Raw genomic sequence first — 16083 nt, forward strand, 5'->3', positions numbered from 1 at the left:
GAGATGCCCTGGAGCAACGGCCAAGCAGAAGGTCAGATTAATCGTCTGAAGACCCTCAAACGCGCCATGTACGGCCGAGCCGGGCCAGAACTGTTGAGGGCAAGAATGCTGCCCCTCCGCCACACAGATTGAGGCAGAGCCCTTTTAAGGGCTACGCGACACCCCGCCAGCAAATGCTGGCCTTCAATGAGCCTATTCAGGGGCAAGCCAGCCGTTCTCTCAACGATCCCCTTGCGGACGGGAAGACCATCATGACGGAGGGACCGGAGGATGGGGCCGGACAGGGCGGACGCCGCCCGCCGCATGGCCCTGCGGCGCCCGCACCTCCACCATCAAGGGTGGCAGCCGGGGCGGGCCTCCCGATGCGGCCCGCGCGCCGCTGGCCGGCCCGCGACCGGGCGGATGGGCCGGCAGGCCCTGCACGTCCGATCCGGCCGGAAGCCGGGACGCGCATCTTCCCGAAGGAGATGGTCGAACTGATCGAGGGTCTGGCCCTTCTCGATCCGCGGCCTTCGGTCGCCAGCATCCATCGCGCCGTTGTCCAAGTGGCAGAAGAAAAGGGGGGGGCGAGCCTCACATCAGGCCCGATTGCACGAGCAGCGCCATCCCGATCGTCCACAGGGCCAGCCCCGACAGGCAGTAGAACCCATTCCAGCGGAAGCCCACGACCGCCGCAGGCCGTCCGACCAACGTGCCGGCATAGACCACCGTCGTCATCAGCGGCGTGAAGCCCATGACGCAACTCCAGGTTCCCGCGAGGCACAGCGCCGCGGCCGCATCGCTCAGTCCCGGCACGTCCAGTTGCGTCACGAGGCCGCCTAGGACGGAGGCCGTGATGATCGGGTTCACCCCTGCCGTGGCCAGCGCGAACATGGACAGGTTGAGCAGGACGACCATCTGCCAGGGCGCCCCGATCAGCGCGGCGACCAGCGCCTGCACCCGGTCGATCGGCAGCAGTTCCAGCGCCAGCACCGACAGAAGCCCCGCCGAGGCGAAGACGCCGATCTCGGCGGCGGCCAGGGGAAAGCGCCGGATCGTCCCGGCGGTGGCGCGGCGCATCGCGGCACCCGCGCGGCCCGGACCGCCGCGCCCGATCCGCGCCGCCCAGGCCAGGCTGTAGCCCGGCACGGCGATCAGCAGCGCCTGCTGGAACTGCAGCCCGGTGGCCGCGTGCAGCCCGAAGACCAGCCCAGCCAGCAGCGCCACATGCATCACCAGCAGCGCAACCCCGCCCCGGTCGGTGGCATCCGGTCGAGGGGCTGCCCGCGACGTCAGCGGGATGCGCGGCGCCCCCGCCCAGTCCAGAAACCAGCCCCAAGCCAGGAACAACGCCGCCGCCAGCAACCCCGCAGGCCCGATGTCGGCGTATTCCAGCCCGGGCATTGCCAGCAGCAGGGCGTTCAGCCCAAGCCCGATGGGCGACCAGAGCGGGGCCAGCGCAAAGCCCCGCAGCACGGCCGTCGTGATGCGGCGCAGCCTCCATTCCCGCAGGTCCGGGGGCAGATGGGCGCTCGTCTCCTCCAGCGACCGCCGCGTCATGTCCAGCAGCAGCGCGATGCCGCCGAGATTGATGAGGACGCCGAAGACATGGCCGCCGAAGTTCATCGCCAGATAGCGCCGGCCGGGTGGGCGCGTTGTGAGATAGCGCCCGGCGCGGACGACCTCGGGCGCCTCTGAGGCGACCACCCGCAACGCACCCAGAAGCGCCAGCAGCGCCGCCAGGAAGGCCATCCGCTCAAGCCCCCGGGACAGCGTCTCGATGTCGATGCCGCGCAGCATCGCCGCGGCCAGCAGCAGGACGCAAAGGCTGACGGTCAACCACGTGGCGATGGTGAACTGCCGCCAGCACAGGACAAGAAAGACCGCCAGCGCCGCGCCGGCGGTCAGGCCGATGGCGGCAGAGTGGATGAAGATGCCGGCAAAGGACGCCAGGACGACGACGATGATGCAGCCCTGTGCGACCAGCATGCGGACAGAGCGCTCGGGCATGGGAAAAGCCTGCATTCAGACGGGCATCAGACAGCAGGCGTTCGCAGCCGGCCGGAGCAGAGACAGACATCGTGGCCGGAAATGAAGACGAAGCCCTCCCTCGCCCGGGTGAACACGCATCTTTTTCCTCTCTGCGAATCCTCACCGCCACTCTCGCAAATTCGCTTGAGGCGGCGCAAGAGTGTTGCATTATCTGGGACAGTGTGCCATCTGTTGAAACAGGAGGAGAATCACCATGCGTTTTCTGAGGACAAGTTTCCTGACCGTCGGGCTGCTCTGCTCGGCGTCGTCCGCGGCGATGGCCGCCACGCTGATCTACGGCGAAGCCGGACCCAACCGCGGCGTGCGCGCCGAGGCGACCCAGTGGTTCGTTGATCAGGTCGCCAAACAGACCAAGGGCGAAGTCACCATCGACGTGAACTGGGGCGGCGCGCTGTTTTCCGAGAAGGTCGCCGTTCAGTCGATCCGGGATGGTGTCGCCGACATGGGCTCGGTCATTGGGGTTTATTTTCCGCAGGACATGATCGCCTATGGCCTGGCCGACCTGCCGATTCCAAACCCCGATCCTTGGGTGGGAATGAAGGCCACTGACAAGCTGATGCGCGAGAACGCGCAGATCAGGGAGAACCTGGCCAACCAGAACCTGGTCTATATCGGCACCTACACCACCTCGGCCGTGCAGGTCGGGTGCAAGGGCAAGACCATTGAGTCCCTCGATGATGTCAAAGGACTGAAGATCCGCGGCGTCGGTGCCTATGGGAAGGTGTTCCACGATCTTGGCGCCACGCCCGTCGACATGTCGGTCTACGAGGCGTTCCAGGGTCTCGACACCGGGCTGATCGACTGCACCCAGACCTACCCCTATCTCGTCGAGGCGCTGAAATTCGACGAGGTCTTCGACAGCTATACCGAGCTGGACTTTGGCCAGATCGGCGCCTTGGGCATCATGATGAACAAGGATAGCTTTGACGCGCTGACGCCTGAGCAGCAGCAGGGCCTGATGACCGCGGGCGAGGGACTGGCGGACGAGTTCGGGCGCATCCTGACCGATGCCAACGAGCGTTCGGTCAAGATTCTCGAGGAGAAGGGCACCCCTGTCCTGAAGATCTCTGACGAGGACCGCGCGCGGCTGGCCGAGGCTGGAAAGAAATACATCGACGAGTGGATCCAGCGCGCTGATGGCGCGGGCCTGGACGGCCAAGCGCTGGTTGATGAATACACCGCGCTCATTGCGGAATTCGCCAAGCAGCGTGATGAGCAGGGTTATCCCTGGGCGGCCAAGGCCAACTGAGGCAGGTCCGATCCTCTGAACCTGTCGCAGACCGACGGGCAAGCCGCATCCATCCGGATAGGCCTGCCCGGCACATCCTCCCTCGGTTCGCGCCCATATCGGTCCGGACCGCAGCGCGATCAAACCCGGAGGTGCGGCCATGAAGGCCATTGAGCGCGTCATGCTTGAATTCGCGGTCGTCTCGACTCTGGCCCTCGCGCTGGCGATCACCGCCAACGTGCTGGGACGGCAGTTCTTCGGCCTGGCCGTGCCGGACATTGTCATCATCGTCCGCGAACTGATGATTCCCACCATTGTCTTTCCGCTGGCGGCGGCGACGGCCAACCGCGCCCATATCGCCGTGACCTTCGTGACCGACCGCATGTCGCCCCGCATACGAGGCAGGCTGATCATCTTCGGCTGGTTCGTGGCGCTGCTGGCGATGCTGCCGCTGCTTTATGCAAGCTGGCGCAACCTTTCGGGATCATGGGCCTCGGGCGAGTTCTACGACGGACTTCTGGGCATTCCGCGCTGGCCAATGAAACTGGTCTTCCTGCTGGGCCTTCTGATGATGACGATCCGCTTGGTCGTGGTGGCGCTGGAGGACATCTCGCAACTGCGCCGCACGGGAACCGTGTCGGACACCGGCCACACCACAGAGGAAACCGTCTGACATGGATGCATCCATCATCGGGCTCGTGGGCTTTGGCCTGGTCATCGTTCTTCTGGCGCTGCGGGTGCCGATCGCCTTTGTGCTGGCGGGCGTCGCCACCGCGGGCACCTTCCTGATCTATGCCTTCCGCACCGGCAGCTTCATGCCGGAACGCGCCATCAACCCGACCTCGTCGATGGTGGTGAACAGCTTCTTCGAGCTGATCCACTCCTATGACCTGTCGATGATCCCGCTGTTCGTGGCCTTGGGCAACATCGCCTATCACACCGGCATCACCACCCGCATCTATGACGCCGCCAACGTCTGGCTGCGCGGCGTGCCGGGAGGGGTCAGCGTCGCCTCTCTGATGGGCTGCGCCGGGTTCTCGGCCATCTCGGGATCGTCGATCGCCTGCGCCTCGACCATGGGCCGCATCTGCATCCCCGAAATGCTGCGCCTGGGCTACAATCCCCGGCTGGCCACGGCCTCTGTCGCTGCCGGCGGCACGCTTGGGTCGCTGATTCCGCCCTCCGTGCTGTTCATCCTTTACGGAATCTTCACCGAAACCTCGATCAGCAAGCTGTTTCTCGCCGGTATCCTGCCGGGTCTGCTGACACTGCTGGGCTATATCGTCGTGGTGATCTGGTGGACCTCGCGCGATCCGGGTGCCGCGCCGGTCGATCCGACGCCCCTGCCCAGGGGCGCGCGGTTGAAGGCGGCGATTTCGGCCTGGCCGGCGTTGATGCTGTTCGTGGTCATCATCGGCGGTATCTATGGCGGCATCTTCACCGCGACCGAGGCGGCGGCGGTCAGTGTCGTTCTGACCATCCTGATCGGTTTTCTCGAAGGCTCGCTGACGCTGCGCTCGATGTGGACCGCGATCCGCGAAAGCCTGGTCCAGACGTCGGCAATCTTCCTGATCGCGGCCTGCGCCAAGATCTTCGTGTCCTTCGTGGCGCTGACCGGGGCGGCCGGGATGGTGTCGCAATGGGTCGCCGACGCCGGGCTGTCGGCGATGGTCCTGATGGCCGCGATCTGCATTCTTTACATCTTTCTGGGCATGTTCCTGGACCCGGTGGGCATCATCGTCCTGACCCTGCCGTTCGTCATTCCCCTGATCGACGCCATGGGCATGGACCTGATCTGGTTCGGTGTCGTCGTGGTCAAGCTGCTGGAGATCGGGCTGATCACGCCGCCCGTGGGGCTGAACGTCTTTGTTATCGGCAACGTGACCGACCGCAGCATCCGGGTGGACGACATCTTTGCCGGGGTGTCGCGTTTCCTGGCGATGGACATGGTGGTGCTGGTCATCCTGATCCTGGTGCCGGCCATATCGCTCGTGATTCCGAATGGACTCTGAGGCGCCGATGACCGACCTGCACGATCCCCGCTTTGCGACGACCCTGGCACGGGGCCTGTCGGTGCTGCGCGCGTTCCGCATGACCGACGAGGGGCTCAGCAACGCGGAAATCGCGCAGCGCACCGGCCTGCCGAAATCGACGGTGTCGCGGCTGACCTTCACCTTGGGGCAACTGGGATATCTGGTCCAGTCGCCCCGCGACGACCGCTTCCGGCCAGGTCCGACCCTGGTGGCAGTGGGCCATGTGGCGGCGGCTTCGCTGTCCTTCCTGGTTCCGGCGCAGGAGCTGATGCGGCGGCTGGCCGAAGAGACCGGGACGCTGGTGGTTCTCGCTGTCCGGGATGGCGACAAGCTGGTCCTGATCCGCACTTGGCGGCCAACCCGCGTGGCCTCGATCTGGCTTGAGGTCGGGCAGCGGGTTCCGCTGCAGCCGTTCTCGTCCTGGCGGGCCTTCATCGCTGCGGCGAGGCCCAGCGAGATCGAACGAATCGCCGCCGAGCGCCTGCCGGGCTTGGAGGTAATGCTGGCCGACAGGCCGCAGGCGCTTGCCGACATGGCGTTGCAGGGCTTCATCTCGACCCCTGCGGGCAGCGGGATGACGGCCGCCTACAACGCGGTTTCCGTGCCTTTCCGCAGCGGGAACCTGGCCGAGCCCGTTGTTTTCACCTGCGGCGCGCTGCCCGCCGAGGCCCCGGTCGAGCGCATGGAGACCGAGGTCGGCCCCCGGCTTGCCGCCGCGGTCCGCACCCTGGAACGATTGACCGGACAGGCCTCTGGCTCCGTCCGCATGGAGGCCTGAGCATGGCTGGACAGACCCCCGTCACCTATCATCGCGAAGGCGAAATCGCCTTCATTGGTATCGACAACCCGCCGGTCAACGCCCTGTCCGCGGCAGTGCGGCAGGGACTGGCCGAGGCTGTAGCTAAGCTGGCCGATGACCCCGAGGCGCGGATCGCCGTGCTGTTCTGCGCCGGACGCACCTTCATCGCAGGGGCCGACATCTCTGAATTCGGCAAGCCTTCGGTGCCGCCAAGCCTTCCCGACGTGATCGCCGTCGTCGAGAGCTCCGAAAAGCCCGTGGTCGCGGCGCTGCACGGCACGGTTCTGGGCGGTGGGCTGGAGGTCGCCTTGGGTGCGCATTACCGGGTCGCGGTGCCGGGCACCCGGATGGGCCTGCCTGAGGTGACCTTGGGCCTCTTGCCCGGCGCGGGGGGTACGCAGCGCCTGCCGCGCGCCGTGGGGATCGAGGCCGCCATCGACCTCATCACCTCGGGCCGCCAGATCGGTGCGAAAGAGGCGCTGCGGCTGGGGCTGATCGACGCCGTGGCGGAAGGGACCAATCCCCGCGCCGCAGGCGAGGCCGAGGCGCGGCGGCTGCTGGACCAAGGGGCCGGGCCTCGCCGCCTGGGTGAAGCCGACGCTCCGGCGGCTGACGCGGCGATGGTGGAGGAATGGCGCCGGAAGGTCGCGAAGTCCGCCCGCGGGCAGGTGGGCCCGATGCGCGCGCTCGACACCATCGTCGAGGGGCTCGCGATGCCCTTTGCCGGGGGCATGGCGCATGAGCGCCGCGCCTTCATGGACCTGATGCAAACGCCCGAACGCGCGGCGCTGATCCACGCCTTCTTCGCCGAGCGCCGGGCCGCGCAGCAGGACGACCTGACCGGCGTCAGCCCGCGCAAGCTGGACCGCGTCGGCATCATCGGCGGCGGCACCATGGGGCAAGGCATTGCGGCCGCCGCGCTGACGGCAGGGCTGGACGTGACGCTGGTCGAACGTGACCAACCTTCGGCGGGCAAAGCGGCCGCAGGCATCGGCAAGATGCTGGAGGGCGCCGTCAAGCGCGGCAAGCTTGCCCCCGAGGCGCGCGACCAGATGCTTTCGCAGGCGTTCCGCGCCGCCGCTGCCTATGACGCGCTGGCCGAGGTCGATCTGGTGATCGAGGCGGTGTTCGAGGATCTCGACGTCAAGCGCGAGGTGTTCCGGACCCTCGACAGCATCTGCCGCTCCGGCGCGGTGCTGGCGACGAACACGTCCTATCTCGACGTGAACCTGATCGCCCAAGCGACCTTACGCCCACAGGACGTGATTGGGCTGCATTTCTTCTCGCCCGCCAACGTGATGCGGCTGCTGGAGATTGTCGTGGCGGACTGCACTGCCCCGGACGTGGTGGCGACCGCCTTTGCGCTGGCCAAGCGGATGGGCAAAATCGGCGTGCGCTCGGGCGTCTGCGACGGCTTCATCGGCAACCGGATGCTATTGGCCTATCGCACGGCGGCCGACCACATGGTGCTGGACGGCGCCTCGCCTTACGACGTCGATCAGGCGATTGTCGGCTTCGGCTTCCCGATGGGTCCCTATCAGGTGGGCGACCTCGCCGGGCTTGACATCGGCTATGCCACCCGTCAGCGCAAGGCGCCCACCCGCGACCCGCGCGAACGGGTGCCGGTCTTTGCCGATCGGCTGGTCGAGGCCGGGCGGCTCGGTCGCAAGACTGGCCGCGGCTATTACATCTATGACAACGAAACCCCACAGGGCCGTCCCGATCCCGGAATGGCCGGATTGCTTGACGGCATCCGCAGCGAACTGGGCGCTGCGCCGCGCAGCTTCGCGCCAGACGAGATCCGGTCCCGCTACATGGCGGCAATGGTGAATGAGGGGGCAAAGATCCTCGACGAAGGTATCGCCACGCGGGCCTCGGACATCGATGTGGTGCTGCTGCATGGCTATGGTTTTCCCCGATGGAAGGGCGGCCCGATGCATTGGGCCGACACGCAGGGGCTGGACCGCATTACGGCCAACATCGCCCGCTTCGCCCAAGAAGACCCCTATTTTTGGCAGATTTCTCCCCTGTTGGCGCGCCTTGCTGCCGAAGGCGGGAAACTGGCCGACGTGAACACCGGAAAGGACATGAAATGAAGGACGCCGTCATTGTTTCGACCGCCCGCACGGGCATCGGCAAGGCCGGCCGGGGCAGCCTGAACCTGACCCATGGGGCCACGATGGGCGGCCATGTCGCCGCCGAGGCCATCCGGCGCGCGGGCATCGACCCCGCCCTGGTCGAGGACAGCATCTGGGGTTGCGGCTATCCCGAATACGTCACCGGCGGCAACATCGCCCGACAGATCGTCATCCGCGCGGGCCTGCCCGTCAGCATCGCGGGCACGACCGTCAATCGGTTCTGCGCGTCCGGCCTGCAGGCGCTGGCGATGGGTGCGCACATGGTTCGGCAGGAAGGCGCGCGCGCGATCCTGGCCGGCGGGGTCGAATCGATCAGCCTTGTCCAGCCGCCCCCCCGGCATTCGCGCGAAACCTGGATCGAGGCGCACAAGCCCGACCTGTATCTGCCCATGATCGACACGGCCGACAATGTCGCCGCCCGTTATGGCGTCGGCCGCGAGGCGCAGGACGAATACGCCTTGCGGTCCCAGCAGCGCATCGCGGCGGCGCAGGAGGCGGGACTGTTCGCCGACGAGATCGTGCCCATCGACGTGACCCGCGCCGTCACCGACAAGGCCAGCGGCGCCACCCGTCACGAAGCCTTCACGCTGTCGGGCGACGAATGCAATCGCCCATCGACAACGCTCGAAGGTCTGGCGTCGCTGAAGCCGGTCAAGGGCGAGGACAGGTTCGTCACCGCCGGCAATGCCTCGCAACTGTCGGACGGAGCGGCGGCGCTGCTGGTGATGGACGGCGACCTGGCCGCGCGCGAAGGGCTGACGCCGCTGGGGGCCTTTCGCGGCTTTGCCGTCGCGGGCTGCGAGCCGGACGAGATGGGCATCGGTCCGGTCTTTGCCGTGCCGCGCCTGCTGGAACGCGCGGGCCTGACCGTGGACGACATCGACTTGTGGGAGTTGAACGAGGCCTTTGCCAGCCAGGCGCTGTACTGCCGCGACCGGCTGGGCATCGACCCCGAGAGATACAACGTCAACGGCGGCTCCATCGCCATCGGCCATCCCTTCGGCATGACCGGTGCCCGTATGGCGGGCCATGTCCTGCTGGAAGGGCGGCGGCGCGGCGCGAAATGGGGCGTGGTCACCATGTGCATCGGCGGTGGCCAGGGTGCCGCCGGCCTGATCGAGATTTTCTGACGGAGACGCGACATGGACATGAGCTTTTCACCCGAAGACCAGGCCTTTCGGGCCGAGGTCCGCCAGTTCCTGAAGGACCGGCTGCCCGCGCGGCTGTCCGAAAAGGTCCGGCTTCATCAGGAGCTGACCAAGGACGAGATCGAGGAATGGCACGCCGTCCTGAATGAGAAGGGCTGGCTTGCCGGCAACTGGCCGGTTGAGTTCGGCGGCGCCGGCTGGACCGCGATCCAGCGCCACATCTTCGAGGAGGAAAGCGCGCTGGCCCATGCGCCGCGCATCCTGCCCTTCGGCATCGCCATGCTGGGGCCGGTGCTGCAGAAGTTCGGGTCGAAGGAACAGCAGGACCACTACCTGCCGCGCATCCTGAACGGGCAGGACTGGTGGTGCCAGGGTTACTCGGAACCCGGCGCGGGGTCGGACCTCGCCTCGCTCAAGACGACGGCGGTGCGCGACGGCGACCATTACATCGTCAACGGGCAGAAGACCTGGACCACGCTGGGGCAGCACGCCAACTGGATCTTCTGCCTCGTGCGGACCGATTCCACCGTCAAGGCGCAGGAGGGGATCAGCTTCCTCCTGATCGACATGACCACCCCCGGCATCACCGTGCGGCCCATCGTCCTTCTGGAGGGCACGCCCGAGGTGAACGAGGTCTTCTTCGACGACGTGCGCGTGCCCGTCGAGAACCTCGTGGGCAAGGAGAACAAGGGCTGGACCTACGCCAAGTATCTGCTGACGCATGAGCGCACCAACATCGCGGGTGTGGGCTTCGCCACGGCGGGCCTTGCCGCGCTGAAACGGATCGCGCGGGCCCAGGTCGCGAACGGCAGGCCGCTGATCGAGAATCCGCTGTTCGCCGCCCGCCTGGCCGAGGTCGAGATCGACCTGATGGCGATGTCCACCACCAACCTGCGGATGCTGGCGCAGGCGGCTGCGGGTCAGGTGCCGGGGGCGGAAAGCTCGATGCTGAAGCTGAAGGGGACCCAGATCCGGCAGGCGATCAACGACCTGACCCGCCGCGCGGTCGGCCCTTGGGCGCTGGCCTTCCCCTCCGAGGCGCTGGAGGGCGCGAATGACGATGCCCCCCCCGGCCCGGCCGAGGCGGCAGGGGCGACCCGCGCTTATCTGAATAACCGCAAGCTGTCGATCTATGGCGGCTCGAACGAAATCCAGCGGGGGATCATCGCCAAATCCCTGCTGGGGCTTTGAGGGGAACCGCATCATGGATTTCGGCTTCACCGAGGAACAGACCATGCTGGGCGAAAGCCTGGCGCGCACGCTGGAACGCGGCCCGGACAGCGCCGCCCTGTTCGACCTGGGAACGGGCGCGGCCCTGATGACCGAAGAGGCCGGCGGCTTCGGCGGCACCGGGGCGGACATCCTGATGGTGTTCCGCACGCTCGGCCGGGCAGGTGCGGTCATGCCGCTGCTGGACAGCGTGGTGCTGGGCGCAGGCATCTTGGCCGCCGCGGGCGAGGCCGATCTGGCCGAGGCCGCCGCCAGCGGCGAGGCCCGCGTCGCGGTTGCGCTGGACGAACCCGGACAGCGCTATGACGGCACCGTGGCGACCCGCGCCGAGGGCGACCGGCTGACCGGCGAGAAGTCGGTCGTGCCGGGGGCCGAGGACGCGACCCACCTGATCGTGCGGGCTACAGACGGGCTGTGGCTGGTCGAGGCCGGAGCCGAGGGGCTGGCCATGCGCGGCTATGCCCTGATGGACGGCGGCCGCGCGGCCGAGGTCACGCTGAAGGATACCGCCGCCCGCCGGATCGGGGACGTATCGCTTCTGGAACAACCGCTCGCCGCCGCGATCCTCGCCGTCTGCGCCGACGCCTTGGGGGTGATGGAAAAGGCGGTCGAGCTGACGACCGACTACCTCAAGACCCGCAAGCAGTTCGGCCGTCCGATCGGGTCCTTCCAGGCGGTCCAGCACCGCATGGCCGACCTGCTGACCGAGGTCGAGCAGGCGCGCTCGGCTGTCTGGAACCTCGCGGGAAACCTCGACGCCCCTGACCGTGACCGCCATGTCGCGGCCACCAAGTCGCTCGTGGGCCGGGTCGCGCTTTACGTGGCCGAGGAAACGATCCAGCTTCACGGCGGCATCGGGATGACCGAGGAATACGAGCTCGCGCCCCTCGCCCGCCGCCTGCTGGCCGCCGACGCCCGTTTCGGTGACAGCGACCATCACCTGGAACGCTTCATCGCGGTCAGCGCCGCATGAGCGGCGGGGCCATCATCGAGGACGAAACCGGCGCGCAGCGCATGGTCGGCTACACGCTGGACGTGGGCCAACCCGACCGGCGCGCCCGCTGCCGGCTGGTCTTGGACGAACGCCACACGAACCGCCACGGCGTGCTGCACGGTGGGATCGCAGGAATGCTGCTCGACAGCGCTGCCGGCGCAACGGCGAGCCTGACCGTGGACGACAGCGGCCGCCAGCCGTTCCTCACGGTCTCGCTCAATATCGACTACGTGGGACCCGCTCTGAAGGGCGGCGTCACCGCGACCGGACGAGTGGTGGGGGGAGGGCGCAGCCTGCTCTTCGTCGCGGCCGATCTGGTCCATGACGATGGCACCCTGATCGCGACGGCGAGCGGGGTCTTCAAGCGCGTCCCCACCGGGACCAAGAGCAGCCCCAAGGACAACCCATGACATCCGCGCAAGCCGAGGCCCGAGTCGAGGACCGCTGCGATCACCTGAAGGTGACGTTGTCGAACTTCGGCCGCCGCAATGCGCTGGCGCCTTCTATGTATGTCAGCCTGCGCGCGGCGCTGGAGCAGGCGGCGGCCGAGGATCGCCTGGGCGCCGTGGTACTGACCGGGGCGGACGGATATTTCTGTGCGGGCGGCGACCTGAACGCGCTGGCGACCCGTGCCGCGACGAGCCGGGACGAACGGCGCGCGTTGATCGAGGACCTGCATGACACCATCCGCGCGATCCGCGCCTGCCCGCGCCCCGTCATTGCCGCCATCGAAGGCGGCGCGGCCGGGGCAGGGCTGTCGATCGCGCTTGCCTGTGACCTGCTCGTGGCGGCGGAGGACGCGAGCTTCGCCGCCGCCTATGTCCGTGTCGGGCTGGTGCCGGACGGCGGACTGACCGCTTCGCTGGCGCGCAGGGTGCCGGCGGGCTTCGCGGCCCGGATGTGCCTGACAGGCGATCCGGTCTCCGCCACTACCCTCGCCGGGATGGGCGTGGTGACAGACCTCGTGCCGCCCGGAAAAGCGCTGGCCCGCGCCGCCGATTTGGCCGCGCGGTTCGCGCAAGGTCCCGCCGCAGCCCAGGGCACGATAAAGCGGCTTCTGGCCTCGGCCCGCGACGGTGATTTCGACGCTCAGCTCGACCGCGAGGCCGAAGCTATGGCCGACGCCTTGGCCGCCCCTGAGGCCGCTGCGGGCGTGAAAGCTCGCCTGAGCCGCGCTGTGCCGGATTTCGGTCGCGGCAGTTCTGGCGCCGAGAAGAAGGAAACCCGCCGATGACCATGACCCGCATACACGATCCGCTCGACACCCAACGCAGCACCCGCCCGGATGCGCCTGCGCTGCGCGATCACGACGGCAGAACCTTCACCTATGGTGAACTATCCGCCGCCGTGGATGTGCTATCCGCCGAACTGAAAGCGCGGGACCTCCGGCCGGGCGACCGCCTGCTGATCCTGGCGGAAAACTGTGCCGCGCTGGTGGGGCTGATCATGGCGGCGTCGCGGCTCGATGCGGTGGCCGTGCCCGTCAATGCCCGTATGACCGAGCACGAGCTGCACCGCATCGCGGACCACGCCGACCCGCGGCTGACGGTTTACCTGACCCATGTCTCGCCCCAGGCACGCACCCACGCCGAGATCGCCGATGCGGCTGGCTGGAACACGCTGTTGGGCAGTCTGGCGATCGCCGGGCCGCGCCCTTCCGCGACGCCCGAGCCTGTGGCAGCAGGTCCCGAGCAGACGGCCGTGATCCTTTACACGACCGGCTCGACCGGCACGCCCAAGGGGGTGATGCTCAGCCACGCCAATCTGCTGTTCGGCGGCCAGACCTCGGTCCGGATGCGCGAGATCACGCCCGACGACCTGATTCTGGGCGTGCTGCCGATGACGCATGTCTTCGGCCTGACCTCGATGATGATCGCCAGCACCGTCGCGGGGGCCGAGCTGTGGCTGTTCCCGCGCTTCTCGGCCCCGGCCGTGGTCGAGGCCTTGCTGGCGGGCGTCAGCGTCCTGCCCGCGGTCCCGCAGATGCACGCGCTGATCATGGAGGAGGCGGGCGGCACCCACCTGCCGCCGGGACGGCTGCGCTATGTGTCGTCGGGGGCCGCGCCGCTTGATCCCGACTGGAAGCGGCGGGCCGAGGCCTTCTATGGCGTGGCACTGCAGAACGGCTATGGCCTGACCGAGACGACAGCGGGCGTCACCCTGACCACCAACCCGCCGGGTGTGCCCGATGTGAGCGTTGGCCCGGCCCTGCCCGGCGTCGAGTTGCGCCTGCGCGACGTGGGCCCCGATGGCGTGGGCGAGATCCAGACCCGAGGCCCGCATGTCATGCCCGGCTATTTCCGCAACCCCGAGGCCACGGCCGCTGCCTTCGACGCGGACGGCTTCCTCTGCACCGGCGATCTGGGCCGCATCGACGAGGACGGCAACCTGCATATCGCAGGGCGCGCGCGCGAGCTGATCATCCGTGGCGGTTTCAACGTTTATCCGCCCGAGGTGGAGGCGGCGCTGAACGACCATCCCCTTGTAATCCAGACCGCCGTGATCGGCCGTAAGACCAAGGGTGGAAACGAGGAGGTCCTCGCCTTCTGCCAGACCGACGATCCCGGCAGGGTAAGCGAAAAGGACCTGCGCGAGCATGTGGCCGAGCGCCTTTCGCCCTACAAGCGGCCCACGCGCATCATCGTTACGACGATGCTGCCGACCTCGCCAAACGGCAAGGTTCTCAAGCAGAAGCTGGTCGAGACGTTCCGCGATGCGCTCGACACCCAGGAGAAAGGATGAGCACGATCGAACGCGAATCGATGGAATTCGACGTGGTGATCGTCGGGGCGGGGCCTGCGGGCCTGTCGGCGGCGATCCGGTGCAAGCAGATCGACCCGGACCTGAACGTGGTGGTGCTGGAAAAGGGCTCCGAGGTCGGGGCGCATATCCTGTCGGGCGCGGTGCTGGACCCGGTGGGCCTGAACGCGCTGATCCCCGACTGGAAGGACAAGGGCGCGCCGGTGAAGACGGCCGTCACCTCGGATAGCTTCGTGGTGCTGGGCCCGGCGGGCTCGGCGCGCATCCCCAACTGGCCGATGCCGCGGCTGATGTCGAACCACGGCAACTACATCGTCAGCATGGGCAACGTCTGCCGCTGGCTGGCCGAGCAGGCCGAAGAGCTGGGCGTGGAAATCTTCCCCGGCATGGCGGCCTCCGAGCTGGTGATGGAGGGTGACCGCGTGGCCGGCGTCGTCGCGGGCGAGATGGGCAAGAACCCCGACGGCACCCCCGGCCCGTCCTATGAGCCGGGCATGGAGCTGCGCGGCAAGTACGTGATGATCGCCGAGGGCGTGCGCGGATCGCTCGCCAAGCAGCTGATCGAAAAATACGACCTGTCCGCCGGGCACGAGCCGCAGAAGTTCGGCATCGGCATGAAGGAGATCTGGGAGATCGACCCCGCCAAGCACAAGGAAGGCACCGTCGTCCACACGATGGGCTGGCCCCTTGGCAAGAACGCGGGCGGCGGGTCCTTCATCTACCATGCCGAGAACAACCAGGTCTTCATCGGCTTCGTGGTCCACCTGAACTACGAGAACCCGTATCTCTACCCCTACGCCGAGTTCCAGCGCTTCAAGCACCACCCGGCCATCGCGGAGCTGCTGGAAGGCGGCAAGCGCGTGGCCTATGGCGCCCGCGCGATTTCCGAAGGCGGCTGGCAGTCGCTGCCGAAGATGACGGTGCCGGGCGCGCTGCTGCTGGGCTGCTCGGCGGGAATGGTCAACGTTCCCCGCATCAAGGGCAACCACAACGCCATGCTGTCGGGGATCGCGGCGGCGAACGCGGCCGCGGCGGCCATCGCGGCGGGACGCGAGGGCGACGAGCTGGTCGAGTACGAACAGGATGTCCGCACGGGCCCCATCGCCCATGACCTCAAGCGCGTCCGCAACGTCAAGCCCGCCTGGTCGCGCACCGGCATGGTGGGCAGCCTGATGCTGGGCGGCATGGACATGTGGGTCGCCAGCCTCTTCAACCGCAACATCCTGCGCACCTGGAAGCACGGCAAGACCGACGCCGCCGCGACCCGGCCCACGAAGAACTATCGCCCGATCGACTACCCGAAGCCCGACGGCAAGCTGTCGTTCGACCGGCTGACCAACGTGGCCTTTTCCTTCACCAACCACGAGGAAAGCCAACCCTGCCACCTGAAGCTGAAGGACCCCACGGTCCCGATCCGGGTGAACCTGCCGGAATACGCCGAGCCGGCGCAGCGCTATTGCCCGGCCGGCGTCTACGAGGTGGTCGAGGACAAGTCGGTGCCCGAAGGTGCGCGCTTCGTGATCAACTTCCAGAACTGCGTCCACTGCAAGACCTGCGACATCAAGGACCCGTCGCAGAACATCGTCTGGACCACGCCGCAGGGCGGCGACGGGCCGAACTATCCCAACATGTAAGAAGGCCGGTGCCTCGCGACCCCAAGATAGGCCTGGCATGACCACCGTAATGCTTATTGAACTCGCCTGATGGAGATAGGAGAAACCA

The 16083-nt window shown here is 67.5% G+C and carries 13 protein-coding genes; 12 read left to right on the plus strand and 1 reads right to left on the minus strand.

Going from position 1 to position 16083, the window contains the following annotated elements; all coding sequences use genetic code 11:
* Positions 1 to 573: 573 nt before the first annotated feature.
* On the minus strand, positions 574 to 1989 hold the full coding sequence (locus tag Q8S40_RS14780) for a hypothetical protein (RefSeq protein WP_305670979.1): 1416 nt from the start codon (positions 1987 to 1989) through the stop codon (positions 574 to 576).
* Positions 1990 to 2224: 235 nt separating this feature from the next.
* Between Q8S40_RS14780 and Q8S40_RS14785 the strand changes: the two genes are divergently transcribed.
* The 12 genes from Q8S40_RS14785 (at position 2225) to Q8S40_RS14840 (ending at position 15995) form a co-directional block, all read left to right on the plus strand.
* Positions 2225 to 3280 carry a C4-dicarboxylate TRAP transporter substrate-binding protein gene (locus tag Q8S40_RS14785; RefSeq protein ID WP_305670980.1) on the plus strand — a complete coding sequence of 352 codons (1056 nt, stop codon included), beginning with the start codon at positions 2225 to 2227 and terminating at the stop codon, positions 3278 to 3280.
* Between the two features lie 139 nt (positions 3281 to 3419).
* Positions 3420 to 3932, plus strand: a complete 513-nt coding sequence (locus Q8S40_RS14790; protein ID WP_305670981.1) for a TRAP transporter small permease — start codon at positions 3420 to 3422, stop codon at positions 3930 to 3932.
* 1 nt (position 3933) lies between these two features.
* Entirely contained in the window at positions 3934 to 5271 is a 1338-nt protein-coding gene (locus tag Q8S40_RS14795; protein ID WP_305670982.1) for a TRAP transporter large permease, read from the plus strand.
* Positions 5272 to 5278: 7 nt separating this feature from the next.
* Complete coding sequence (locus tag Q8S40_RS14800) at positions 5279 to 6070, plus strand: IclR family transcriptional regulator (RefSeq protein ID WP_305670983.1); 792 nt, start codon at positions 5279 to 5281, stop codon at positions 6068 to 6070.
* A gap of 2 nt (positions 6071 to 6072) precedes the next feature.
* Complete coding sequence (locus Q8S40_RS14805) at positions 6073 to 8187, plus strand: FAD-dependent oxidoreductase (RefSeq protein ID WP_305670984.1); 2115 nt, start codon at positions 6073 to 6075, stop codon at positions 8185 to 8187.
* A complete protein-coding gene (locus Q8S40_RS14810; RefSeq protein ID WP_216034586.1) occupies positions 8184 to 9359 on the plus strand; it encodes an acetyl-CoA C-acyltransferase in 1176 nt (391 codons plus the stop codon). The genes Q8S40_RS14805 and Q8S40_RS14810 overlap by 4 nt, the downstream gene beginning before the upstream one ends.
* An 18-nt stretch (positions 9360 to 9377) precedes the next feature.
* Positions 9378 to 10568, plus strand: coding sequence for an acyl-CoA dehydrogenase family protein (locus Q8S40_RS14815; RefSeq protein WP_408872167.1), 1191 nt, complete (start codon positions 9378 to 9380; stop codon positions 10566 to 10568).
* 13 nt (positions 10569 to 10581) lie between these two features.
* Positions 10582 to 11580 (plus strand): acyl-CoA dehydrogenase family protein, encoded by a 999-nt coding sequence (locus Q8S40_RS14820; RefSeq protein ID WP_305670986.1) that lies wholly within the window; start codon positions 10582 to 10584, stop codon positions 11578 to 11580.
* Positions 11577 to 12011, plus strand: coding sequence for a PaaI family thioesterase (locus Q8S40_RS14825; protein ID WP_120444985.1), 435 nt, complete (start codon positions 11577 to 11579; stop codon positions 12009 to 12011). The genes Q8S40_RS14820 and Q8S40_RS14825 overlap by 4 nt, the downstream gene beginning before the upstream one ends.
* A complete protein-coding gene (locus Q8S40_RS14830; RefSeq protein ID WP_305670987.1) occupies positions 12008 to 12835 on the plus strand; it encodes an oxepin-CoA hydrolase, alternative type in 828 nt (275 codons plus the stop codon). Before Q8S40_RS14825 ends, Q8S40_RS14830 begins: the two co-directional genes overlap by 4 nt.
* Entirely contained in the window at positions 12832 to 14343 is a 1512-nt protein-coding gene (locus Q8S40_RS14835) for a class I adenylate-forming enzyme family protein (RefSeq protein WP_305670988.1), read from the plus strand. Before Q8S40_RS14830 ends, Q8S40_RS14835 begins: the two co-directional genes overlap by 4 nt.
* Entirely contained in the window at positions 14340 to 15995 is a 1656-nt protein-coding gene (locus Q8S40_RS14840; protein ID WP_305670989.1) for an electron transfer flavoprotein-ubiquinone oxidoreductase, read from the plus strand. Before Q8S40_RS14835 ends, Q8S40_RS14840 begins: the two co-directional genes overlap by 4 nt.
* Positions 15996 to 16083 lie beyond the last annotated feature (88 nt).

It is taken from the genome of Falsiroseomonas sp. (genome assembly GCF_030695085.1).
GTDB lineage: Bacteria > Pseudomonadota > Alphaproteobacteria > Acetobacterales > Acetobacteraceae > Falsiroseomonas.